The organism is Pseudarthrobacter scleromae, from assembly GCF_014644515.1.
In the GTDB taxonomy this organism is placed as follows: Bacteria; Actinomycetota; Actinomycetes; order Actinomycetales; family Micrococcaceae; genus Arthrobacter; species Arthrobacter scleromae.
Map to the genome: position 1 here is coordinate 956,100 of NZ_BMKV01000001.1, position 20,134 is coordinate 976,233.

Genomic DNA, 20,134 nt, shown 5'->3' on the forward strand with positions numbered 1-20,134 from the left:
GCCCGCATCCCCGGCCGGGACAGGCGGCGGCTTCTTTCCTGCCGACACCCCCGGAGAATCATGGAACGCACTGTTTCCGCACGCCTGGTCTTCAAGACCACACCCAACACCAAAGTGGCCATGGCCATCGCCGCTGCCAGGAACCCCGGCTACTCGTCCTTCGAGGAAAACCTGTCCATAACGGCCGGCGGCGCGCAGGTTCCCGTGAGCGAGGTGCCGGACCACCACGGCGGCCGGCTCCACTACATGGAGTTCGCGGAACCGTCCGAGGTGGTCGTGGAATACTCCGCCACGGTCGCCGGAAAGGCGCAGCCTGAGGAGGCGGAACTTGCTGACCGCATCCGCTACGTCCGGCCCAGCCGCTACGCGGAGTCGGACCGCCTTCTGCCCACCGCGTACGCGGAATTCGACGGAGCCACCGGCGGGGAGCTGCTGCACGCCGTGCGGAACTGGGTGAACGGCGAGCTGCGGTACATCAGCGGCTCCTCCCGCGGGACCGACGGCGCCGTGGAAACCCTCCTGAGCCGCCGCGGCGTCTGCCGGGACTTCGCCCACCTGGCCATTGCGCTGCTGAGGTCCAAGGACATTCCAGCACGCCTGGCCGCCGTGTACGCCCCCGGCCTGAGCCCCATGGATTTCCATGCCGTCGCAGAGGCCTACGTGGAAGGCGGATGGCACGTGATCGATCCCACGGGCCTGGCTCCGCGCGAGTCGATGCTGCGGATCACGGCCGGGCGGGACTCGGCCGACACCGCATTCCTGTCCACGGTGGGCGGAAGCCTGAGCCTGAGCCAGATGCAGGTCACCGCCGTGGTCAACGGCAGCCTGCCGGTGGAGGACCCCGCCAGGCTCGTGGCCCTGGGCTAGCGGGGGTCCTGCCGGGGCGGCCGCGGGCCCAGGGAACTCCGCAGCTTGGTGGTGAGCCGCATGAGTTCCTTCTGTTCCGCCTGTGTCAGGGCCGGGCCCATGAGTTCGGAGATGTCGCGCACATGCTCACGGCCAATCTCCTTCTGGAGTTCCCGTCCCTCGTCCGTCAGCTTCAGCAGGACACCACGGCCGTCCTCCGGCGCGGGCATCCTCGCGATGAGTCCCCGCTTCTCAAGCCGCTCCACCAGCCGGCTGAGGCTGGACTGGCTCAAGAGGACGTTGTCGTTGAGTTCATTGAGCCGCAGCCAGCCGGACGGGCACCGGGACAGGGTGAACAGGACATCGTACTCATTGACTGCCAGCTTCCGGAAGGCCGGGCCGGACTGCAGCTTCCGCATCACCGCAACCTGGGCCCGGAACAGCGACTCCCAGGTTTCTGCGGCGAGCCGCACCGGCGACTCCGCGCTCTTGCCTGCCATCACGCGTCCGCGGCGGACTTTTCCGCGTCCTGGGCGGCCAGCAGCGCGGCCACCCGGCCGGCGTGCGTGGGCGGCTCGGGAACGTGGGCCGGCTTGCGGGCTGCGTACTCCTTCCGCAGGACGGGGAGGACCTCCTCGCCGAACAGATCGAGCTGTTCCAACACGGTTTTCAGCGGCAGGCCCGCGTGGTCGATCAGGAACAGCTGGCGCTGGTAGTCGCCGAAGTACTCCCGGAACGTCAGGGTCTTTTCAATAACTTCCTGCGGACTGCCCACCGTCAGCGGCGTCTGCGAGGTGAAGTCCTCGAGTGAGGGGCCGTGGCCGTAGACCGGCGCGTTGTCGAAGTACGGGCGGAATTCCTTGACGGCGTCCTGCGAGTTCTTCCGCATGAAGAACTGTCCGCCGAGGCCCACGATGGCCTGGTCTGCCTTGCCGTGGCCGTAGTGCTCATAGCGTTCGCGGTACAGGCCGATCAGCTGCTGGTAGTGCTCCTTGGGCCAGAAGATGTTGTTGGCGAAGAAACCGTCACCGAAGTATGCCGCCACCTCGGCGATCTGCGGCGTGCGGATGGAGCCATGCCACACAAAGGGGGCGACGCCGTCCAGCGGTCGGGGCGTGGACGTGAAGTTCTGCAGCGGCGTCCGGAACTTGCCGGACCAGTTCACCGTGTCCTCGTCCCACAGCTTCCGCAACAGGCTGTAGTTCTCGATGGCCAGCTCCACGCCGTCCTGGATGTTCTTGCCGAACCACGGGTACACCGGCGCGGTGTTGCCGCGGCCCAGGACCAGGTCAACACGGCCGTCGGCCAGGTGCTGGAGCATCGCGAAGTCCTCCGCGATCTTCACCGGGTCATTGGTGGTGATCAGCGTGGTGGCCGTGGACAGCGTGATGCGTTCAGTCTGGGCCGCGATGTACGCCAGGGTTGTGGTGGGGGAGGAGGAAAAGAAGGGGCGGTTGTGGTGCTCGCCGAGGGCGTAGACGTCCATCCCGATTTCCTCGACCTTTTTGGCAATCGCCACCGACGCCTTGATGCGTTCGTTCTCGGTGGGGGTCTGCCCCGTGGTGGGGTCTGTGGTGATGTCGCTGACGCTGAAAACACCGATCTGCATGATGTGCCTTTCCCTTCCTGGACTCTCCGGGCTTGGTCCCAGTGTAGTCCAATTTAGATGCATTTGCATCTACCGCAGGGTACAACGCATCCCTTGGGAAAATATTCCGTGAAGCCCGTGCCGGCCCGGGCCGGTTTCTAGGCGGGGCCGCCCGGAGCGGCGCGGCGGCCGCTGGTCTTGGGAACCATGCCCGTCGTCCAGTCCCTGAACTCCTCATCAACGTCCGGCCCGGGCCCGAAGTCGTGGCGGGCCTGGAGATCCCGGAGCAGCGCCTTCTTTTCACGCCGGCCCTCCACCAGCCTGTACAGGACTGGCACCAGCACCAGGGTCAGGGCTGTCGAGGAGATCAGCCCACCGATGACGACGACCGCCAGCGGCTGCGAGATGAAGCCACCGCCGCCGGTGAGGCCCATGGCCATGGGCGTCAGCGCGAACACGGTGGCGAGCGCGGTCATCAGGATGGGGCGCAGGCGCTGCCGTGCCCCGTGCGTGATCGCATCCGCCACGTTCATGCCCGGCCGGCCGTCCCGGGGCTGCCGGTACTGATTGATGAGGTCGATCAGCACGATGGCGTTGGTGACCACGATCCCCACCAGCATGAGCATGCCGATCAGCGAAGGCAGTCCCAGGGGCACGCCTGTCACCAGGAGCAGTGCTACGGCTCCGGTGGCTGCAAACGGGACCGATACCAGCAGGATCAGCGGCTGGATGAGGGATTTGAAGGTGGCCACCATGATCACGTACACGATGGCGATGGCCGCCAGCAGGGCCAGCCCGAGCTGCTGGAAGGACTCCTGCTGCTGGGTGGTGGCACCGCCAATATCAGCGGTGACCCCTGGTGGCAGCTGGACATCCGCCAGCCGCTTCTGGACCTCCGCGTTGACCGCACCCAGGTTGGAGTCCGACGGCGTTACGGACACACGTGCCGTGCGCTGGCCGTTGCTGGCCGTGATGGACACCGGCACATCCACCTGTTCCACGGAAGCGATACTTCCCAGCGGCACCGGCCCGCCCGCCGCCGGAACGGGAATGCCACGGACGGCGTCGATGCTGGTGAACCTGGTGCCCTGGCCGATCTGGACAGGAAAGTCGTTGGTGTCGATCCGGACTTCTCCGGCCGGGATGGGGCTGATGGTGGACGCCAGGACCCCGGCCACCTGTTCCTCGTTGAGCCCGGCGGCTACCGTCTTGGCCCGGTCCACCCTGACCTGGACCACGGGCTGGCTGGCCGCGAGGTTGGTCGCCACCTCGCTGGTGCCCGGCACGCCGGTCATCGCCGCCACCATGGTGTCGCTGGCTTCCTGGAGGTCGGCAGAGCTGGCCGCCTTGAGGGTGATGTCCACGGTGGACGAGGTGCCGAAACCGCCCTGCTGCGTCCCGACCGAGATCTTGCCGGAATCGGGCACCCTGGCCAGTTCGCTGCGCACCGTCTCCTGCAGCTGTTCCTGGTCCGCCTTTTCATCCGTCACCACGGTGAACGTGGAGTTGGACGAGCCGGTGGAGGTCAGCGCGGCGAAACCTGCCTGGGCGTTGCCCGAGGTCACCTGGATGTCCTTGACGCCGTCGATGCCGCGAAGCACTTCCTCCAGCCGGATGGCTGCCGCGCTGGTGTCGGCGAGGGTGGTGCCGGCCGGCAGGACCTGGCGGACCGTGAGGCTGTTCTGCCCGGAATTGCCCAGGAGGTTGGTGGCCAGCAGCGGCGTCATGGCGGCGGTGGCACCGAGGACCAGGGCGGCGGCCACCAGCGTGATCACCGGATGCTTCTGGGTCTTGGTAAGGATTGGCAGGTAGCCGCGCTGGAGCCTGCTGCGCTGTTCAGCTTCCAATGCCTTGGCACGGGCCTCGTCCGCGCTCCGCCGGGCGGCTGCGGGAGCTGCCGCCCCCGCGCCTGCGGCACCGGTGTTCTTCAGGAACCAGTAGGCCAGTACCGGGACGATGGTCAGCGAGACCAGCAGCGAGGCCAGCAGCGCCATGGTGACAGTGAGGGCGAACGGCCTGAACAGCTCTCCCGCGAGCTCGCCAACAAAAGCGATGGGGAGGAAAACCGCCACGGTGGTGAGGGTGGAGGCGGTGATGGCCCCGGCCACCTCCCTGATGGCGGTCAAGATGGCAGTGACCTTGTCCTCGCCGTAGCTCAGGTGCCGCTTGATGTTCTCGATGACAACGATGGAGTCATCCACCACGCGGCCGATGGCGATGGTGAGCGCACCCAGCGTCAGGATGTTCAGGGAGTATCCGGTGGCGGACAGGCCGATGAAGGTGATCAGGAGCGAGAGCGGAATGGAGACCGCCGTGACCAGCGTGGAGCGGGTGGACATCAGGAACACCAGGATGACCGCAACGGCGAAGCCCAGGCCCAGCAGGCCCTCGGTGGTGAGGTCCTTGATGGACTTCTCAATGAAGGGTGCCTGGTCGAACACCGGAGTGAACCTGGCATTCGAACCCAGTTCCGCCTCAAGTTCGTCCAGCGAGTCACGCACGGCGTGCGAGATGCCCACCGTGTCGCCTTCGGGCTTCTTCGTCACGGACACGGCGAGGGTTTCCTCCCCGTTGGTGCGCGTGATGGATGTCCGTTCGTCATCCTTCAGCGACACGTCCGCCACGCTGCCGATGGTGGCTCCGTCTTTGGCTCCGCCCAGCGGCAGCGCCTCGATGGCCGTCAGGGAATCCACGGGGCTGCCGATCTGCAGCGAGAGCGTCTTGCCCTGCTCCTCGAGCGTGCCGGCCGGGATCAGCGCACCGTTGTTCTCCAGCGCGTCCCGGATGGAGGTGATGCTCGCACCCGCAACGGCCATGGCGTCACCGCGCGGAAGGATCTCGATGTGCTGGGAGGCGCCGCCGGTCACGTCAGCGCCGCGGACGCCGTCGATCTTCTGCAGCCGGGGCACGCTCAGCCGCTGGAGGTCTGCGTTCAGCTCGCTGAGCGTCTTGTCCGAGGATACGGCCAGGAAAACGATGGGAAAGTCGCTGATACTGCCTGCAATTGCCTGCGGCTGGACATCCTCCGGCAGGGACCGCTTGGCGTTGGAGATGGCGCGGTCGATCTGGTTCCTCGCACGGTCCAGGTTCGAACCGTAGGTGAACACCATGGTGATCTGCGAGACGCCGTTGCGGGACGTGGAGGAGGTGGATTCCAGCCCCTCCACGCCGTTCAGCGCCGTCTCCAGCGGCCCGCTCACCTGCTTGTCAACCACCTCCGGGGAGGCGCCGGGCATGGCGGTCAGCACCGTGATCTGCGGGAACTCGATCGAGGGGATGAGTTCCTGCTTCAGCGACGACATGGTGATCAAGCCGAAGACCGAGGCGAAGACTGTGATCAGTGCGATCAGGGCCCGGTTCGCAAGTGAAAGTTGTGCCAGCCGGAACATCGCATGATCTCCTGTGGGGTTGAGGGACTGATACGGACCCGAAGGTGCCGGCCGCCGGCCCCGGCAGGGTCAGTGGTTGGCGGAAACGCTCTCCAGCTGAAGTGATGCGGCCGTCGCCTTTTCCAGCTCGACAGCCAGGTCCGGGTTCTCGTCCAACTTGACCCCGTAGCCGGGCATCATGTCCTTGAGCTTGGACTGCCAGCCCTTGAAGTTCCGGGGGAAGGTCCTCTTCAGCAACTCGATCATGATAGGTACCGCAGTGGATGCTCCGGGCGATGCGCCCAGGAGCGCGCCGATCGAACCGTCGCGGCCGGCGATCACTTCAGTGCCAAACTGCAGCACGCCGCCCTTCTGCGGATCTTTCTTGATGATCTGTACACGCTGGCCGGCGGTGATCAGTTCCCAGTCGCCGTCCTTAGCCTCCGGGTAGTACTCACGCAGGGCCTCCACCTTATCGGCGTGCTTCTTGGCCACTTCCTTCACCAGGTAGGCGGTGAGGTCCATATTGTCCTTGGCCACTGCCAGCATGGGAATGATGTTGCTGGGCCTGATGGACAGCGGAAGGTCCAGGTATGAGCCGTTCTTCAGGAAGTTGGTGGAGAATCCGGCGTAGGGACCGAACAGCAGCGACCGCTTGCCGCCAACGTACCGGGTGTCGAGGTGCGGCACGGACATGGGGGGAGCGCCCACCGATGCCTGGCCGTAGACCTTGGCGCTGTGCTGCGCGGCAATGGTTTCGTCGGTGCAGCGGAAAAACTGCCCGGAGACCGGGAACCCGCCGTAGCCTTTGCTTTCCGGGATGCCCGAGGCCTGCAGCAGGTGCAGGGCGCCGCCGCCTGCGCCGACAAACACGAACTTGGCGTGGATCTTGCTGTGCTCACCGGACTTGGGGTACTTCAGCGAAAGGTTCCAGCCGCCGTCGGACGCCCTGGAGATGCCCGTGACGTCATGGCAGTAGTTGATTTCGACGCCGTTGTTCCCGAGGTAGGTGGTCAGCTCCCGGGTCAGTGCCCCGAAGTCGACGTCGGTGCCCTCGGCGGCGCGCGTGGCGGCAACGCGCTGCTTCGGGTCGCGCCCCTTCACGATCAGGGGCGCCCACTTGGCAATCTGGGCGTGGTCCTCGGAGTATTCCATGCTCCGGAACAGCGTGTGGGGCTTGAGGGCCTCGTAACGCGCGCGCAGGAACCGGGTGTGGTCCTCGCCGATCACGAAGCTCATATGCGGCACGGTGTTGATGAAGCCTTTGGGGGATCCGATCAGCTTCTGGTCCACCAGGTGGGACCAGAACTGGCGGGAAAGCTGGAACTGTTCGTTGATGAGCAGCGCCTTGGACGGGTCCACTGAGCCGTCTTTGGCTGCAGGGGAGTAGTTGAGCTCGCAGAGGGCGGCGTGGCCGGTTCCGGCGTTGTTCCACGGATCGGAGCTTTCCAGCCCCGGCTGGTCCAGCCGTTCGAACAGGGAGATGGTCCAGTCCGGCTCAAGCTGCTTGAGGAATGCCCCCAGCGTGGCGCTCATGATGCCGCCGCCAATCAGGACGACGTCGGCATGTGGGGTCTTGGAAATGAAGGTCACGATCAGTCTCCGATTGCAGCGGCTCTGGCTGTCACAGAATATCCCCGGGCAGCGGACATACTGAAATTGGGCCGCTCCGTCAAGGCTTTAGTTGCACCTTCGTGAAAACTTCATTTAAGACCGGGGATGCCGGATAGCTCAGTACACGGTCGGACAGGGCCAGGGCGGAGATGGGGAAGGCGACGGGGACAGCCGGTACGGTCGCGGCGATCTGGGCGTTGATGGTGTGATATTGCTCATCCCGTTCCTCTCCTTCCGGAAGCCCGCGCGCCCGGTTGATCTTCGAAAAGACCTGCGGATCGTGGTAGCCGAACTCGCCGTTCCTTTCCCCGAAGAGAGGGCCCACGAAATTGTCGGCGTCGGAGTAGGAGCCGTTCCAGCCGAGCAGATGGAGCGCGTGGTCGCCGGGGGACTGCACTTTCTGCAGGTAGCCGTCCGCCCAGTCCACCGGCACGGGACGGATGTTGAGCCCGACGGCGGTGAGCTGGCGGCTGATCTCGGCGTACACCTTTTCGGGTGTGGGCAGGTAGGGGCGGGTGACGTTCAGGGGATAGTAGAACTTGAGCTCCTCACCGGCGTACCCGCCCTCTTCGAGGTATTCCTTGGCCTTGGCGGGGTCATGGCCCAGGGCCGGGGCGTCGTTGTTGAAGCCGCTGATCTTGGGCGGGACGAACTGCGTGGCCTTGGCGGTGTTGTCAATGAAGAACCGGCGGATCAGCGTTTCCTTATCGATCGCCATTTCGATGGCCTGGCGGACCTTCAAATTCTTGAGCACGGGAATGTCCTGGTTGATCCCCACGTACATCACGGAGAACGGATCACGCTGGACGATCTGCTTTCCGCGCTTGACCAGCTGGTCGAAGTTGCCCACCGTCACGGCATCGTAGCCGTCGATCTTGCCGTCCAGCAGGGCCTGGAGCCTGGCCTGCGGGTGGTCGTAGGCCACGAAGTTGATGGTGGCAATCTGGCCGCGTTCCCCCCAATAGGAGGTACTGGTGGTTAGGGTGACACTGCCTTCGTCCCACGAGGCGAGCCTGAACGGCCCGGTTCCCACCGGATTGGTCCCGAAGCCTGACACAGGCTGCCCGCCGCGGTTCTGGTCCAGGACGTCAGCCGTGCCCGCGGCGAGGGCTGCCGGTGAGGCGATGGCGAAGGCCGGCAGGGTGAGGGCCTGCAGGAAGGCGGTGAACCGCTGGGTGAGGTCTATCCGGACCGTGTCCGCGGATTCGGCCGTGCAGCTTTTGAAGATGGAGAGCTCCGGCTCATCGGAGTGGGCCTTGAAGACTCCCTTGAAGGAGCTGCCGGGCGCCTGCCGCCTTATGTCGGGGGAGAACGCGAACCAGCGGTTGAAGTTGGTGCACACGGCGTCGGCGTTGAACGGGGTACCGTCCTGGAACACAACGTCGGCCCGGAGCTTGAAAGTGTAGGAGCGGCCTTCGTTGGATTCGGACCATTCCGTGGCGAGCAGTGGTGTGGGTTGCCCGGTGATCTGGTCCACGCCCACGAGTCCTTCGAGGATCTGGCGGGTGATGCGCTGGGACTCAACGTCACTGGAAAGGGCTGGATCCAGGCCCAGCGGCTGGGCTGCGGTTCCGAAATTAAAGGTAGCGGCGGGCTCGGGAGCGGCAGTTGTGCTGGGGGAGCCGGAGGAGGGCGAGGGGGCCGGGACGGCGGTGCACGAGGTCATGCCCAGGGCGAGGAGAACAGCGCCGGTCTTGATGACCGTCCGCCGCGATGTACTGCTGGGCACTCGATTATCACCTCGGGATTTTGCCGGCTCCGCCGCGTGCGGGCCGGAGCCCAGTCTAATAGAAGCTCCTTGGAGGTACCTGGAACCGGAGGGACGGTTCCCGCCAGGGCAGTAAAGCCGGGAGCCGCCCTTTCGGACGGCCCCCGGCTTTACCGGACGGAACTGGCCTGCCTGGTGCCTACTTGGGCATCAGTACCGAGTCGATCAGGTAGACGGTGGCGTTCTTGGTCTGGACGCCGCCGCAGATCACGTTGGCGTCGTCAACCTTGAGCTCGTCGCCGCTGCCGGTAACGGTCACGCTGCCGCCCTCGACGGTGGCGTGGGTGCCGGCAATCATGTCAGGAGTGATCTGGCCCGGAACCACGTGGTAGGTGAGGATCTTGCTCAGGAGCGCGTCGTCCGTCTTGAGGGTTTCGATGGTGGCCGCATCGATCTTGGCGAAAGCGTCATCCACCGGTGCGAAGACCGTGAACTCTCCACCGTTCAGGGTGTCCACGAGGTCCACCTTGGGGTTCAGCTTCCCGGACACTGCCGAGGTGAGGGTGGTGAGGATCGGGTTGTTGGATGCCGCGACGGCAACGGGGTCAAGGGCCATGCCCTCAACCGAGCCTGCGCCGGAGGGGACCTGCTCGGCGTAGGCAGCGCAGCCCGGGCCAACCAGGTTGGCGGCCGGGTCCATGGCCGCGGCAGAGGTGCTGGCCGACGGCGAGGGGGCCATGCTGGACGCGGACGGCTCGGCTGCCGGGGCGGAGGAGGCGGTGGTGGTTGCGGACCCGCCGCAGGCAGTCAGGCTGAACAGGGCTGCTGCTGCAACGCCTGCGACGGTGAAGGTTGTGCGCTTGATGGTCTGCATGTCGGTTCTCCTTGGTTGTGGCATCTACCCGCCGCGGGCGTGGTGCCTGCGGCGTCATTCGAAACTTGCTGGTGGGCACCTGCCCTTGGCTGGTGTCTCACTGTCTATTCGGCCGGCGGCAGGATGTGGATGGGTAAATTCCTTGGAGTTTTTCGGCGGAGCCCGGATTCCCCTTCTGGACCTCGCGGAAGGGGGCGGGCGGAGGGGGCGGGGGGAAAGGAGCGTTAAATGCGAAGGTCCCCCGGCCACAGCCGGGGGACCTTACAGTGCGCAAGGGGGGACTTGAACCCCCACGCCCGAAGGCACAGGAACCTAAATCCTGCGTGTCTGCCAATTTCACCACTCGCGCAGGGCTTCCTGCCGCTGCTGCCCCCAAAGGGCCCGACGGCGGATGCCAGTGTCCATTGTAGCGTCGCCGCGGCAGGGCCCCGGCTTAGCGGATGTTTGTCAGGCGCCCAGGTTCAGGTCCCGCCGAAGTTTGGCTACGTGGCCTGTGGCCCTGACGTTGTACTGGGCAAGAGCAACCTTCCCGTCCGGGTCCACCACGATGGTGGAACGGATGAGCCCCTCATAGGTCTTGCCGTAGTTCTTTTTTTCGCCCCAGGCGCCATATGCCTCGGCAACCGCATGGTCCGTATCCGAGAGCAAAGGGAAGCCCAAGCCTTCCTTGGCTGCGAATATTGCAAGCTTTTCCACGGGATCGGGGGAGATGCCCAGGACGTCGTAGCCAGCCGACTGGAGGGAGGCCAGGCTGTCGCGGAAATCGCACGCTTCCTTGGTACAGCCCGGTGTGGCGGCCGCCGGGTAGAAGTACACAATGGTGTGGCGGCCCGGGCGGGGGGACAGACTGACGTCGGTGCCTGACGAATCCTTCAATGTAAAACCGGGCGCGTCGTCTCCGGTAGCGAGTCTTTCAGCCAATGTTTTTCTCCTAGTTGCAGGCGGGACACACCAGCCTAGTAAGCACCGGGAACCAGCGCTAATCCCTATTTGGCTATACTGGCTGCTATGCCTGATATGGATCACTGGCCCACGGGGCGCCTCTTGTCCACTGCTGCGCGCCTCGTCGAACACTCCTGGAACGAAAAACTTGGCGCCATCGGCCTCACCCACGCCGGTGTTATAGCCATCGAGGTCCTGGATGCCCAGGGCCCCATGACGCAAGCCCAGCTGGCGCAGTACGTTCGCGTCCAGGCCCAGACCATGGGTAAGACGCTCAGCCGCTTGGAGGCCCACGGGCACATTGTCCGGGTCCGCAGCACCTCGGACCGCAGGAGCCACGTTGTGTCCCTTACCGAGCAGGGCAAGGAAGCGGTTGCGGCGGCGGTGGAAATGGAACGGTCCGTGCTGGCGTCAGCCTCGATCGATCCGGACCTGCTGCGGCAGGAGCTCCAGGCAGTGGTGCGGGAACTCGCAAGCCAGTTCGCCAATTCTCCCGGCGAGGGAGCATTGATAGAGAACTCGCCGTCAACACGCTAAACCGGCGCCTCCAGCGCCCAGGCGTGGCCACAGCTTCTCAGCTGCGGTCACGCCTTTTTTGGTGGTCATCAGGTGTCTGGTGGAGGCGGACGAAGGTCTCCTGTCGAGGATCAGCAGCAGGAAGCGAAAACTTGGAATGAATGTCAAAAGATTCGCCTGCAATGTGGCACACAACAAAACAGCCCCCGGTTCGCGTTTCCGCGAGCCGGAGGCTGTTTTCCCAGTGGTGCACCCCCCGGGACTTGAACCCGGAACCCATTGATTAAGAGTCAATTGCTCTGCCAATTGAGCTAGAGGTGCATCTTATTTGCTGTGATCATCGGGCTTTTCTTTCCCCGTTGATCTCCGCAACGACATGAAACTCTACACGAACTTTTTGCCCATGTGAAATCGGAGCCCTGGACTGCTCCCGCATCAGGAGAACGGGGGCAAAACCAGCACCAAATCAGGGTTTTCGTTGTTGGTCAGGAGCCAGAATCCGCCCTCCGGAGTCCGTACGACGTCGCGGATCCTGCCGTACTGGCGTGTGAAATGGCCCACAGGCGTCCCGGCTTCCTCGCCCGCAAGTGGCACCGTCCACAGCCGCTGGCCCCGGAGCGCCCCGAGGTAGGCGGTGGATCCCACGATCTCCAGGCCGCTGGGGGACGATTCGCTGGTTGAAGGCCACACGACCTTTGCATCCTGGAACTCGGGGCGGCGGGGTGCGCCGGTCACCGCCGGCCAGCCGTAATTTCCCCCGGCAACGATCAGGTTCAGTTCGTCATTGACGTCGGGGCCGAATTCACTGGCCCACAGCCGTCCCGCGCTGTCCCAGGCGAGGCCCTGGACGTTGCGGTGGCCCAGGCTGTAGACGGCGTTGCCGAAGGGATTGCCCGGCGCCGGACCGCCGTCGGCCGTCAGCCGCAGGATCTTGCCGCCCAGGGCGTCGGGGTCCTGCGGCTGGTCCCTCCGCTGCGAGTCGCCCGTCCCCACGTACAGCAATCCATCCGGGCCGAAGCGGATCCTGCCGCCGTTGTGGGTGGTGGCTTTCGGGATGCCGGTGAAGATGACCTCCGGCCGGTCCAGGGACAGTCCACCGTCACCGGTTTCCTGCACCCTTGCCCTGGCAATCCTGTTGTCCTCCAGTGCGGTGAAGTACATGTACAGGTAGCGGTCGGAGGCAAAGCCGGGGGACAGTGCAAGTCCCAACAGGCCGCCCTCGCCGGCGGCCGCCACCCCTGGAACTTCACCAAGGCTTACGGCTTCCCTGCCTCCTCCGGCCGGCACTGCCATAATGCGGGCAGTGTCGCGCTCGGAGATGATGGCCGTTCCGTTCGGCAGGAACACGGCGGACCAGGGGATGCTCAGTTGAAGCTCAAGGCGTTCGGCGACGTCCGGCACCCGCACGTCATTTGTCTCCGGGAGGGTCGTGCTTCCGGTGGGCCCGCCGCCGTCACCGCCCGTGCAGCCGGCCAGGAGCACAACTAGGCAGGCTGCAGCCACAGCAGGCAAGCGCTTTCGGAGACAGGGAGGGGGCTGGCCGGAGCCGGCTGGTCCGTTGCTAGAGGCGCCGCCGCCGTGGTGCCCGGAAGCCCGCAGCCTCGGCATGCGCCTCCGATTCGAACCAGACGTCGGCCCGGGCCTGTTCATAGTCGGGGTGTCCCTCCTCGTAGTAGACCATGGCTCCGGCATCACCCTTCACGGTGTACCCGTCCGGGCCGCTGCCGTCTGTTCCGGCGGCTGCCGAGCCGGCGCCGTAGGGCTCATCGGCTGCCAGGTGTCCCGCCGGTTCGGGCGTTGGAACGGCCTGGGGCTGCTGGTCGCGGTCCGCTGCGGTTTCCACCAGCGCGGAAGACTGGGTGCGGTCCGCGGTCTCAGCTGTGGCGGCGGTCTCGGGAACAACGGCGGCTTCCGCGGATGCCGCTGCGCTGTCCTCCTGGCCGTGCCGGGGCGCTACGCCGGCGCCCCCGTGTGTCGCAGCGCTGGCGCTGATCCCGGTGGCCGGCTGTGGCCCGGCGGCACCTGCAGGCGCCGGAGCAGGCGCTGCAGCCCCGGCGTCGTCAACGTCCTCCACAGCGGCAGTTTCCGCGCCCGGCAGCGTGGGAGCGTGGGGCCCGGTGTACTCGGGGTGGTGGACCGGGGCGCCGTGGGATTCCGAATCCGGCGCTGCCGCTGGTTCCGCCTGGTGCCCCGTTGCAGCGGGCACGCCGCTTTCGCCAGCCGGATTCACCTGGGTTGCATGGGTGGGAGCGCCCCCCGCGGAGGCGCCACCCCTGGATGCCGCGCCCGGGGAAACGGCGGAGGAGCCCGAAGCCTCCGACCACTGGGTCTCCCACTCGTCGTCGTCCTGGCGGCGTCCGTCCTGCCCGGACGTAGCCGGGGCGGCGGTGGATCCGGAGACCCCAGCCGCGCCGGTTGCTGCCGGAGCAGCGGCTGCGGAGGAAGCACCGGAACCTTCCCGCGCCTCCGTGCCGGTGGGCTGTGCCGTCTCTGCCTCGCGGGCCGGTGCCGCTGCCCCGGCACGATCGTCGGCCGTGGTGGGAGCCGCGGGCTCGGCGGGGCTGCCAAAGCCTGCAGCGCCGGCGATGCCGGTGGTTCCGGCAGCTTCAGCGGACGCCGCCGCACTGCCGCCGGAAAGCGCTCCGTCCGCACGGGTCCTCTCCGGGGCGGATGCCTCCGGCGCAGTGGATGATCTGCTGCGCTTGAGCAGCCACCACACGACCCCCACGATGACAACAAGCAAAATGATCCAGAAAACAAAATCCATGGCAAGCCCTTCAGTCCGGATGGCAAGGTGTACTTTCCCCGACGCTACGTCCGGCCGTCAGAACTGTCCAGATTGACGGGGAAGTTGGCCGCCGCCGGTCCAGGCGGCCAACATCCGTGAGCCGCACCACAGGCGGGGGAGGGAAGTCCCTGTCCATCTCATTATCTGAGATGAGTGTCCATAATCTGAATGAAATTTTCTGTTTTTTGCACTCAAACATCCCGGATCTGTCGTTGCGCCGTTCGGTGGAGCCATAGACTTTCCCCTATGAGTGACACCCACATCGCAACCGAGAACAAGCCTGACATCAAACCCCGGAGCCGGGTTGTAACCGACGGAATCCACGCGGCTCCCGCACGTGGCATGTTCCGGGCGGTCGGCATGGGGGACGACGACTTCGCAAAACCCCAGGTCGGTGTCGCGAGTTCGTGGAACGAGATCACTCCCTGCAACCTCTCCCTGAACCGGCTCGCGCAGGGCGCCAAGGAAGGCGTTCACGCGGGCGGCGGTTTCCCCATGCAGTTTGGCACCATCTCCGTGTCCGACGGCATCTCCATGGGCCATGAAGGCATGCACTTCTCCCTGGTTTCCCGCGAAGTCATTGCCGACTCCGTGGAGACCGTGATGCAGGCTGAGCGGATCGACGGATCCGTGCTGCTGGCCGGCTGTGACAAGTCGCTTCCCGGAATGCTCATGGCAGCAGCCCGCCTGGACCTGTCCAGCGTGTTCCTCTACGCCGGCTCCATCATGCCTGGCTGGGTCAAGCTTGAGGACGGTTCCGAGAAGGAAGTCACCCTCATCGATGCCTTCGAAGCCGTGGGCGCGTGCGCCGCCGGCAAGATGAGCATGGAAGACCTGACGCGCATCGAAAAGGCCATCTGCCCGGGCGAAGGAGCCTGCGGCGGCATGTACACGGCCAACACCATGGCCTGCATCGGCGAGGCACTCGGCATGTCCCTGCCCGGCTCCGCCGCCCCGCCCTCGGCAGACCGCCGCCGCGACGAGTTCGCCCGCAAGTCCGGCGAAGCCGTCGTCAACCTGCTGCGCGAAGGCATCACCGCCCGCGACATCATGACCAAGAAGGCCTTCGAGAACGCCATCGCCGTCACCATGGCGTTCGGTGGTTCCACGAACGCCGTGCTGCACCTGCTGGCCATCGCCCGCGAGGCCGAAGTTGAGCTGACGCTGGATGACTTCAACCGCATCGGCGACAAGATCCCGCACCTGGGCGACCTCAAGCCCTTCGGCCGCTACGTCATGACCGACGTGGACAAGATCGGCGGCGTGCCCGTGATCATGAAGGCACTGCTCGACGCCGGCCTGCTGCACGGCGACTGCCTCACCGTCACCGGCAAGACCGTGGCCGAGAACCTCGAGGCCATCAACCCGCCGGACGTGGACGGCAAGATCCTCCGCGCGCTGGACAACCCCATCCACAAGACCGGCGGCATCACCATCCTGCACGGCACCATGGCCCCCGAGGGTGCCGTCGTGAAGAGCGCAGGCTTCGACGCCGATGTCTTTGAAGGTACCGCCCGGGTGTTCGAGCGCGAACAGGGCGCCCTGGACGCACTGGACAACGGCCGGATCAAGGCCGGCGACGTCGTGGTGATCCGCTACGAAGGCCCCAAGGGCGGCCCCGGCATGCGCGAGATGCTGGCCATCACCGGCGCCATCAAGGGTGCCGGCCTGGGCAAGGACGTCCTGCTGCTCACCGACGGCCGGTTCTCCGGCGGCACCACCGGCCTGTGCATCGGCCACGTGGCCCCGGAAGCGGTCGACGGCGGCCCCATCGCCTTCGTGAAGGACGGCGACAGGATCCGCGTGGACATCGCCGCCCGCAGCTTCGACCTGCTGGTGGACGAGGCGGAGCTCGAAGCCCGCAAGGTGGGCTGGGAGCCCCTGCCGGCACGCTACACCAAGGGCGTGCTGGCCAAGTATGCCAAGCTGGTGCACAGCGCCAGCACGGGCGCATACTGCGGGTAGCACCCGTATATTGGCGTCAAACCCAACTAGGTAGCACTAAGTGTCGTTTTGGACGCTCAAAACGACACTTGCTGCTACCTAGTTGGGGGGCGGCCATAGAGTGGACAATGGGGTCCACATGGTGAGATCGCGGGTCAGCTCGTTGACACGCATCTTGCCCAGAGGGAAAACTGAACGCATGACTTTCGTTACCGGCATCGTCGTCGTCCTTACCAAGCGCGTGGCACATTAGCCCCGGGTAACGAACCGTCACGCGCAACCCCTCGAAGAGCCGCCAGGCTGAGGGGTTTTTTTATTTCCTGCAGTTTCCACGAACCACAGATGATCCACAAGGAAGAGTCCGATGAGCAAAGGATCGCCGATCAGCCCCTCGCTGATGGCTACTAAGTCCGCTGGAGCCACCAAGGCTCCGGAACGCGCCGACCGGACGGCCGACCAGGCCGTCGTCGTCGCCGACCTTGCTGCCGCCTCTCCTGTCCTTGGGCCGAACAACGTTGTACCCCCAACGGTGATGACCGGCTCGCAAGCTATTGTCCGCTCGCTCGAAGAACTCGGCGTCGACGATATTTTCGGTTTGCCCGGTGGCGCGATCCTGCCCACCTATGACCCCTTGATGGCCTCGAGCATGAATCACGTGCTGGTCCGTCACGAACAGGGAGCCGGCCACGCCGCGCAAGGCTACGCCATGGTGACCGGGCGGGTTGGCGTATGTATTGCCACCTCGGGCCCGGGCGCCACCAACCTCGTCACCGCCATCATGGACGCCCACATGGACTCCGTTCCGCTGGTGGCCATCACCGGCCAGGTGTCCAGTGGCGTGATTGGAACCGATGCGTTCCAGGAAGCTGACATCGTGGGCATCACCATGCCCATCACCAAGCACTCCTTCCTGGTGACGGACCCCAACGACATCCCGCATGTCATGGCTGAGGCGTTCCACCTGGCGTCCACCGGCCGCCCCGGTCCTGTCCTCGTGGACGTGGCCAAGGACGCCCAGGTCGGCCAGATGACCTTCTCCTGGCCGCCGAAGATCGACCTGCCCGGCTACCGCCCGGTCACCCGCGGGCACAACAAGCAGGTGCGCGAGGCCGCCAAGCTGATCGCAGCGGCCAGCAAGCCTGTGCTGTACGTTGGCGGCGGCGTCATCAAGGCGCACGCCGCGGCGGAACTGCTGGCACTCGCCGAGGCCACAGGAGCCCCGGTTGTCACCACGCTGATGGCCAAGGGCGCCTTCCCGGACTCACACCCCCAGCACATGGGAATGCCCGGCATGCATGGCACCGTCTCTGCCGTGACTGCTTTGCAGCAGTCCGACCTGCTCATCACCCTCGGTGCCCGTTTCGACGACCGCGTAACCGGCGTCCTCAAGACCTTCGCGCCCATGGCGAAGGTTATCCACGCGGACATCGACCCCGCCGAGATCTCCAAGAACCGCACCGCGGACGTGCCCATCGTCGGGTCCGTCAAGGAGATCATCCCTGAGCTCACCGAAGCTGTGCGCACCCAGTTCGAGGCATCCGGAACCCCGGACCTCACCACCTGGTGGGCTTTCCTGAACAACCTCAAGGAGACCTACCCGCTGGGCTGGACCGAACCCGATGACGGGCTCAGCGCACCGCAACGGGTCATCGAGCGCATCGGTGCCCTGACCGGACCCGAAGGCGTCTACGTTGCCGGCGTGGGCCAGCACCAGATGTGGGCAGCGCAGTTCATCAAGTACGAGCGTCCGCACGCCTGGCTGAACTCCGGTGGTGCCGGGACCATGGGCTATGCGGTTCCGGCGGCCATGGGCGCCAAGGTCGGCGAGCCGGACCGCGTGGTCTGGGCCATCGACGGCGACGGCTGCTTCCAGATGACCAACCAGGAACTGGCCACCTGCGCCATCAACAAGATCCCCATCAAGGTGGCGGTGATCAATAATTCCTCCCTGGGCATGGTCCGGCAGTGGCAGACCCTCTTCTACGAGGGCCGGTACTCCAACACGGACCTCAACACCGGCCACGACACCGTCCGTATCCCGGACTTCGTCAAGCTGGGGGAGGCCTACGGCTGCGCCGCGTTCCGCTGTGAACGCGACGAGGATATCGACGCCACCATCCAAAAGGCACTCGAAATCAACGACCGGCCTGTGGTCATCGACTTCGTGGTGAGCCCAAACTCCATGGTGTGGCCGATGGTGCCCGCCGGCGTGAGCAACGACCAGATCCAGGTTGCCCGCAACATGACCCCGGAATGGGAAGAAGAGGACTGACCATGAGCCGCCACACACTCTCTGTCCTGGTCGAAGACAAGCCCGGCGTCCTGACCCGCGTCGCGAGCCTCTTCGCCCGCCGTGCCTTCAACATCAACTCTCTGGCTGTTGGACCCACCGAGGTTCCGGGGATCTCCCGGATGACCGTCGTCGTCGACGCCGACGGCGACCTGATCGAGCAGGTCACCAAGCAGCTCAACAAACTGATCAACGTCATCAAGATCGTTGAGCTGACTTCTGAATCTTCCGTACAGCGAGACCACATCCTGGTCAAGGTACGTGCGGATGCCGCGACACGTCTGCAGGTGACCCAGGCTGCAGACCTGTTCCGTGCCGCCGTCGTCGACGTGTCCACAGACTCGTTGGTGATCGAGGCAACCGGTACTCCGGAGAAGCTTGCAGCGCTGCTCTCAGTGCTGGAGCCCTTCGGCATCCGCGAAATCGTGCAGTCCGGCACCCTGGCCGTTGGACGGGGATCCCGCTCCATGAGTGACAGGGCGTTGCGTTCCGCCTAGGAAGCTGCCGGGCCCTGCCCGGCAGCAGGCAACGCCCGCAACCGCACCACAAGACACCTATCTACAACCCACTCAAGAGGAGTTACGCAAGTGACTGAAATGTTTTACGACGACGACGCCGACCTGTCGATCATCCAGGGCCGCAAGGTGGCCATTGTTGGCTACGGCTCCCAGGGCCACGCCCACGCGCTCAACCTGCGCGACTCCGGCGTCGAGGTTGCCATCGCCCTCAAGGAGGGCTCGACGTCGATCGCCAAGGCCGAGGACGCAGGCTTCACGGTCAAGAACGTTGCCGACGCCGCCGAATGGGCCGACGTCATCATGATCCTGGCGCCGGACCAGCACCAGCGGTCGATCTACAACGACTCCATCAAGGACAAGCTGAAGCCCGGCAAGGCCCTTGCCTTCGCCCACGGCTTCAACATCCGCTTCGGCTACATCGAGGCTCCCGAGGGCGTTGACGTCATCCTCGTCGCCCCGAAGGCTCCCGGCCACACCGTGCGCCGCGAATTCGAAGCCGGCCGCGGCATCCCGGACATCATCGCCGTTGAGCAGGACGCCACCGGTTCCGCGTGGGAGCTGGCCAAGTCCTACGCCAAGGCCATCGGCGGCACCCGCGCCGGCGTCATCAAGACCACCTTCACCGAAGAAACCGAAACGGACCTCTTCGGCGAGCAGGCCGTCCTGTGCGGCGGCGTGTCCCAGCTGGTCCAGTACGGCTTCGAAACCCTCACCGAAGCCGGCTACCAGCCCCAGATCGCCTACTTCGAGGTCCTCCACGAGCTCAAGCTCATCGTTGACCTCATGTGGGAAGGCGGCATCGCCAAGCAGCGCTGGAGCGTTTCCGATACCGCTGAGTACGGCGACTACGTCTCCGGCCCCCGCGTCATCACCCCCGAGGTGAAGGAAAACATGAAGGCCGTCCTGGCCGACATCCAGTCCGGTGCCTTCGCCAAGCGCTTCATCGAGGACCAGGACAACGGCGGCGTGGAGTTCAAGGCACTGCGTGCCAAGGCTGAGCAGCACCCCATCGAGGCCGTCGGCCGCGAACTGCGCTCCCTCTTCGCCTGGCAGCAGCAGGACGTGGACTACGTCGAAGGCTCCGCAGCCCGCTAAGCCTGGCTCAACGTGCCGTTATAAAGACAGACTGTGAGGCCGG

At 65.4% G+C, this 20,134-nt stretch carries 15 protein-coding genes and 2 tRNA genes; 6 read left to right on the forward strand and 11 right to left on the reverse strand.

The window, feature by feature from the left end; translation table 11 throughout:
• The first annotated feature begins 60 nt into the window (after positions 1 to 60).
• The gene (locus IEX33_RS04475; protein ID WP_188727956.1) at positions 61 to 867 is read left to right on the forward strand and encodes a transglutaminase-like domain-containing protein; all 807 of its coding nucleotides are present in this window, start codon (positions 61 to 63) and stop codon (positions 865 to 867) included.
• Here IEX33_RS04475 and IEX33_RS04480 read toward each other — a convergent pair.
• The 8 genes from IEX33_RS04480 to bcp form a co-directional block, all read right to left on the reverse strand.
• Positions 864 to 1,346 (reverse strand): MarR family winged helix-turn-helix transcriptional regulator, encoded by a 483-nt coding sequence (locus IEX33_RS04480; RefSeq protein WP_104184868.1) that lies wholly within the window; start codon positions 1,344 to 1,346, stop codon positions 864 to 866. The genes IEX33_RS04475 and IEX33_RS04480 overlap by 4 nt on opposite strands.
• A complete protein-coding gene (locus IEX33_RS04485) occupies positions 1,346 to 2,455 on the reverse strand; it encodes an LLM class flavin-dependent oxidoreductase (protein ID WP_188727958.1) in 1,110 nt (369 codons plus the stop codon). Before IEX33_RS04485 ends, IEX33_RS04480 begins: the two co-directional genes overlap by 1 nt.
• 137 nt (positions 2,456 to 2,592) lie before the next feature.
• Positions 2,593 to 5,823: an efflux RND transporter permease subunit gene (locus IEX33_RS04490; protein WP_188727959.1), complete on the reverse strand. Its 3,231-nt coding sequence runs from the start codon at positions 5,821 to 5,823 to the stop codon at positions 2,593 to 2,595.
• 69 nt (positions 5,824 to 5,892) lie between these two features.
• On the reverse strand, positions 5,893 to 7,395 hold the full coding sequence (locus tag IEX33_RS04495; RefSeq protein WP_188727961.1) for a malate:quinone oxidoreductase: 1,503 nt from the start codon (positions 7,393 to 7,395) through the stop codon (positions 5,893 to 5,895).
• A gap of 79 nt (positions 7,396 to 7,474) precedes the next feature.
• Positions 7,475 to 9,145 (reverse strand): ABC transporter substrate-binding protein, encoded by a 1,671-nt coding sequence (locus IEX33_RS04500; RefSeq protein ID WP_229675221.1) that lies wholly within the window; start codon positions 9,143 to 9,145, stop codon positions 7,475 to 7,477.
• A 178-nt stretch (positions 9,146 to 9,323) separates the two neighbouring features.
• Positions 9,324 to 9,998, reverse strand: a complete 675-nt coding sequence (locus IEX33_RS04505) for a fasciclin domain-containing protein (protein ID WP_188727963.1) — start codon at positions 9,996 to 9,998, stop codon at positions 9,324 to 9,326.
• 267 nt (positions 9,999 to 10,265) lie between these two features.
• A tRNA-Leu gene (locus tag IEX33_RS04510) sits at positions 10,266 to 10,347 on the reverse strand.
• A gap of 98 nt (positions 10,348 to 10,445) precedes the next feature.
• A complete protein-coding gene (gene bcp / locus IEX33_RS04515; RefSeq protein ID WP_188727965.1) occupies positions 10,446 to 10,919 on the reverse strand; it encodes a thioredoxin-dependent thiol peroxidase in 474 nt (157 codons plus the stop codon).
• 96 nt (positions 10,920 to 11,015) lie between these two features.
• On the opposite strand from bcp, the gene IEX33_RS04520 reads away from it, so the two are divergent.
• The gene (locus tag IEX33_RS04520; protein ID WP_188728229.1) at positions 11,016 to 11,477 is read left to right on the forward strand and encodes a MarR family winged helix-turn-helix transcriptional regulator; all 462 of its coding nucleotides are present in this window, start codon (positions 11,016 to 11,018) and stop codon (positions 11,475 to 11,477) included.
• Positions 11,478 to 11,701: 224 nt separating this feature from the next.
• On the opposite strand, the gene IEX33_RS04525 is transcribed toward IEX33_RS04520, so the two are convergent.
• From IEX33_RS04525 to IEX33_RS04535, 3 genes are all read right to left on the reverse strand, one after another.
• Positions 11,702 to 11,777: transfer RNA gene (locus IEX33_RS04525), tRNA-Lys, on the reverse strand.
• A 114-nt stretch (positions 11,778 to 11,891) separates the two neighbouring features.
• Positions 11,892 to 12,959: a PQQ-dependent sugar dehydrogenase gene (locus IEX33_RS04530; protein WP_229675222.1), complete on the reverse strand. Its 1,068-nt coding sequence runs from the start codon at positions 12,957 to 12,959 to the stop codon at positions 11,892 to 11,894.
• 58 nt (positions 12,960 to 13,017) lie between these two features.
• Positions 13,018 to 14,223 (reverse strand): sunset domain-containing protein, encoded by a 1,206-nt coding sequence (locus tag IEX33_RS04535; RefSeq protein WP_188727967.1) that lies wholly within the window; start codon positions 14,221 to 14,223, stop codon positions 13,018 to 13,020.
• A gap of 267 nt (positions 14,224 to 14,490) precedes the next feature.
• Between IEX33_RS04535 and ilvD the strand changes: the two genes are divergently transcribed.
• The 4 genes from ilvD to ilvC all read left to right on the forward strand — a co-directional run bounded on the left by ilvD (position 14,491) and on the right by ilvC (position 20,091).
• Complete coding sequence (gene ilvD / locus IEX33_RS04540) at positions 14,491 to 16,209, forward strand: dihydroxy-acid dehydratase (RefSeq protein WP_188727969.1); 1,719 nt, start codon at positions 14,491 to 14,493, stop codon at positions 16,207 to 16,209.
• Between the two features lie 343 nt (positions 16,210 to 16,552).
• Positions 16,553 to 18,460: an acetolactate synthase large subunit gene (locus tag IEX33_RS04545; RefSeq protein WP_188727971.1), complete on the forward strand. Its 1,908-nt coding sequence runs from the start codon at positions 16,553 to 16,555 to the stop codon at positions 18,458 to 18,460.
• 2 nt (positions 18,461 to 18,462) lie between these two features.
• Positions 18,463 to 18,975, forward strand: coding sequence for an acetolactate synthase small subunit (ilvN, locus tag IEX33_RS04550; protein ID WP_009356538.1), 513 nt, complete (start codon positions 18,463 to 18,465; stop codon positions 18,973 to 18,975).
• A 90-nt stretch (positions 18,976 to 19,065) separates the two neighbouring features.
• Entirely contained in the window at positions 19,066 to 20,091 is a 1,026-nt protein-coding gene (gene ilvC, locus IEX33_RS04555; protein WP_188727972.1) for a ketol-acid reductoisomerase, read from the forward strand.
• Positions 20,092 to 20,134: the final 43 nt, after the last annotated feature.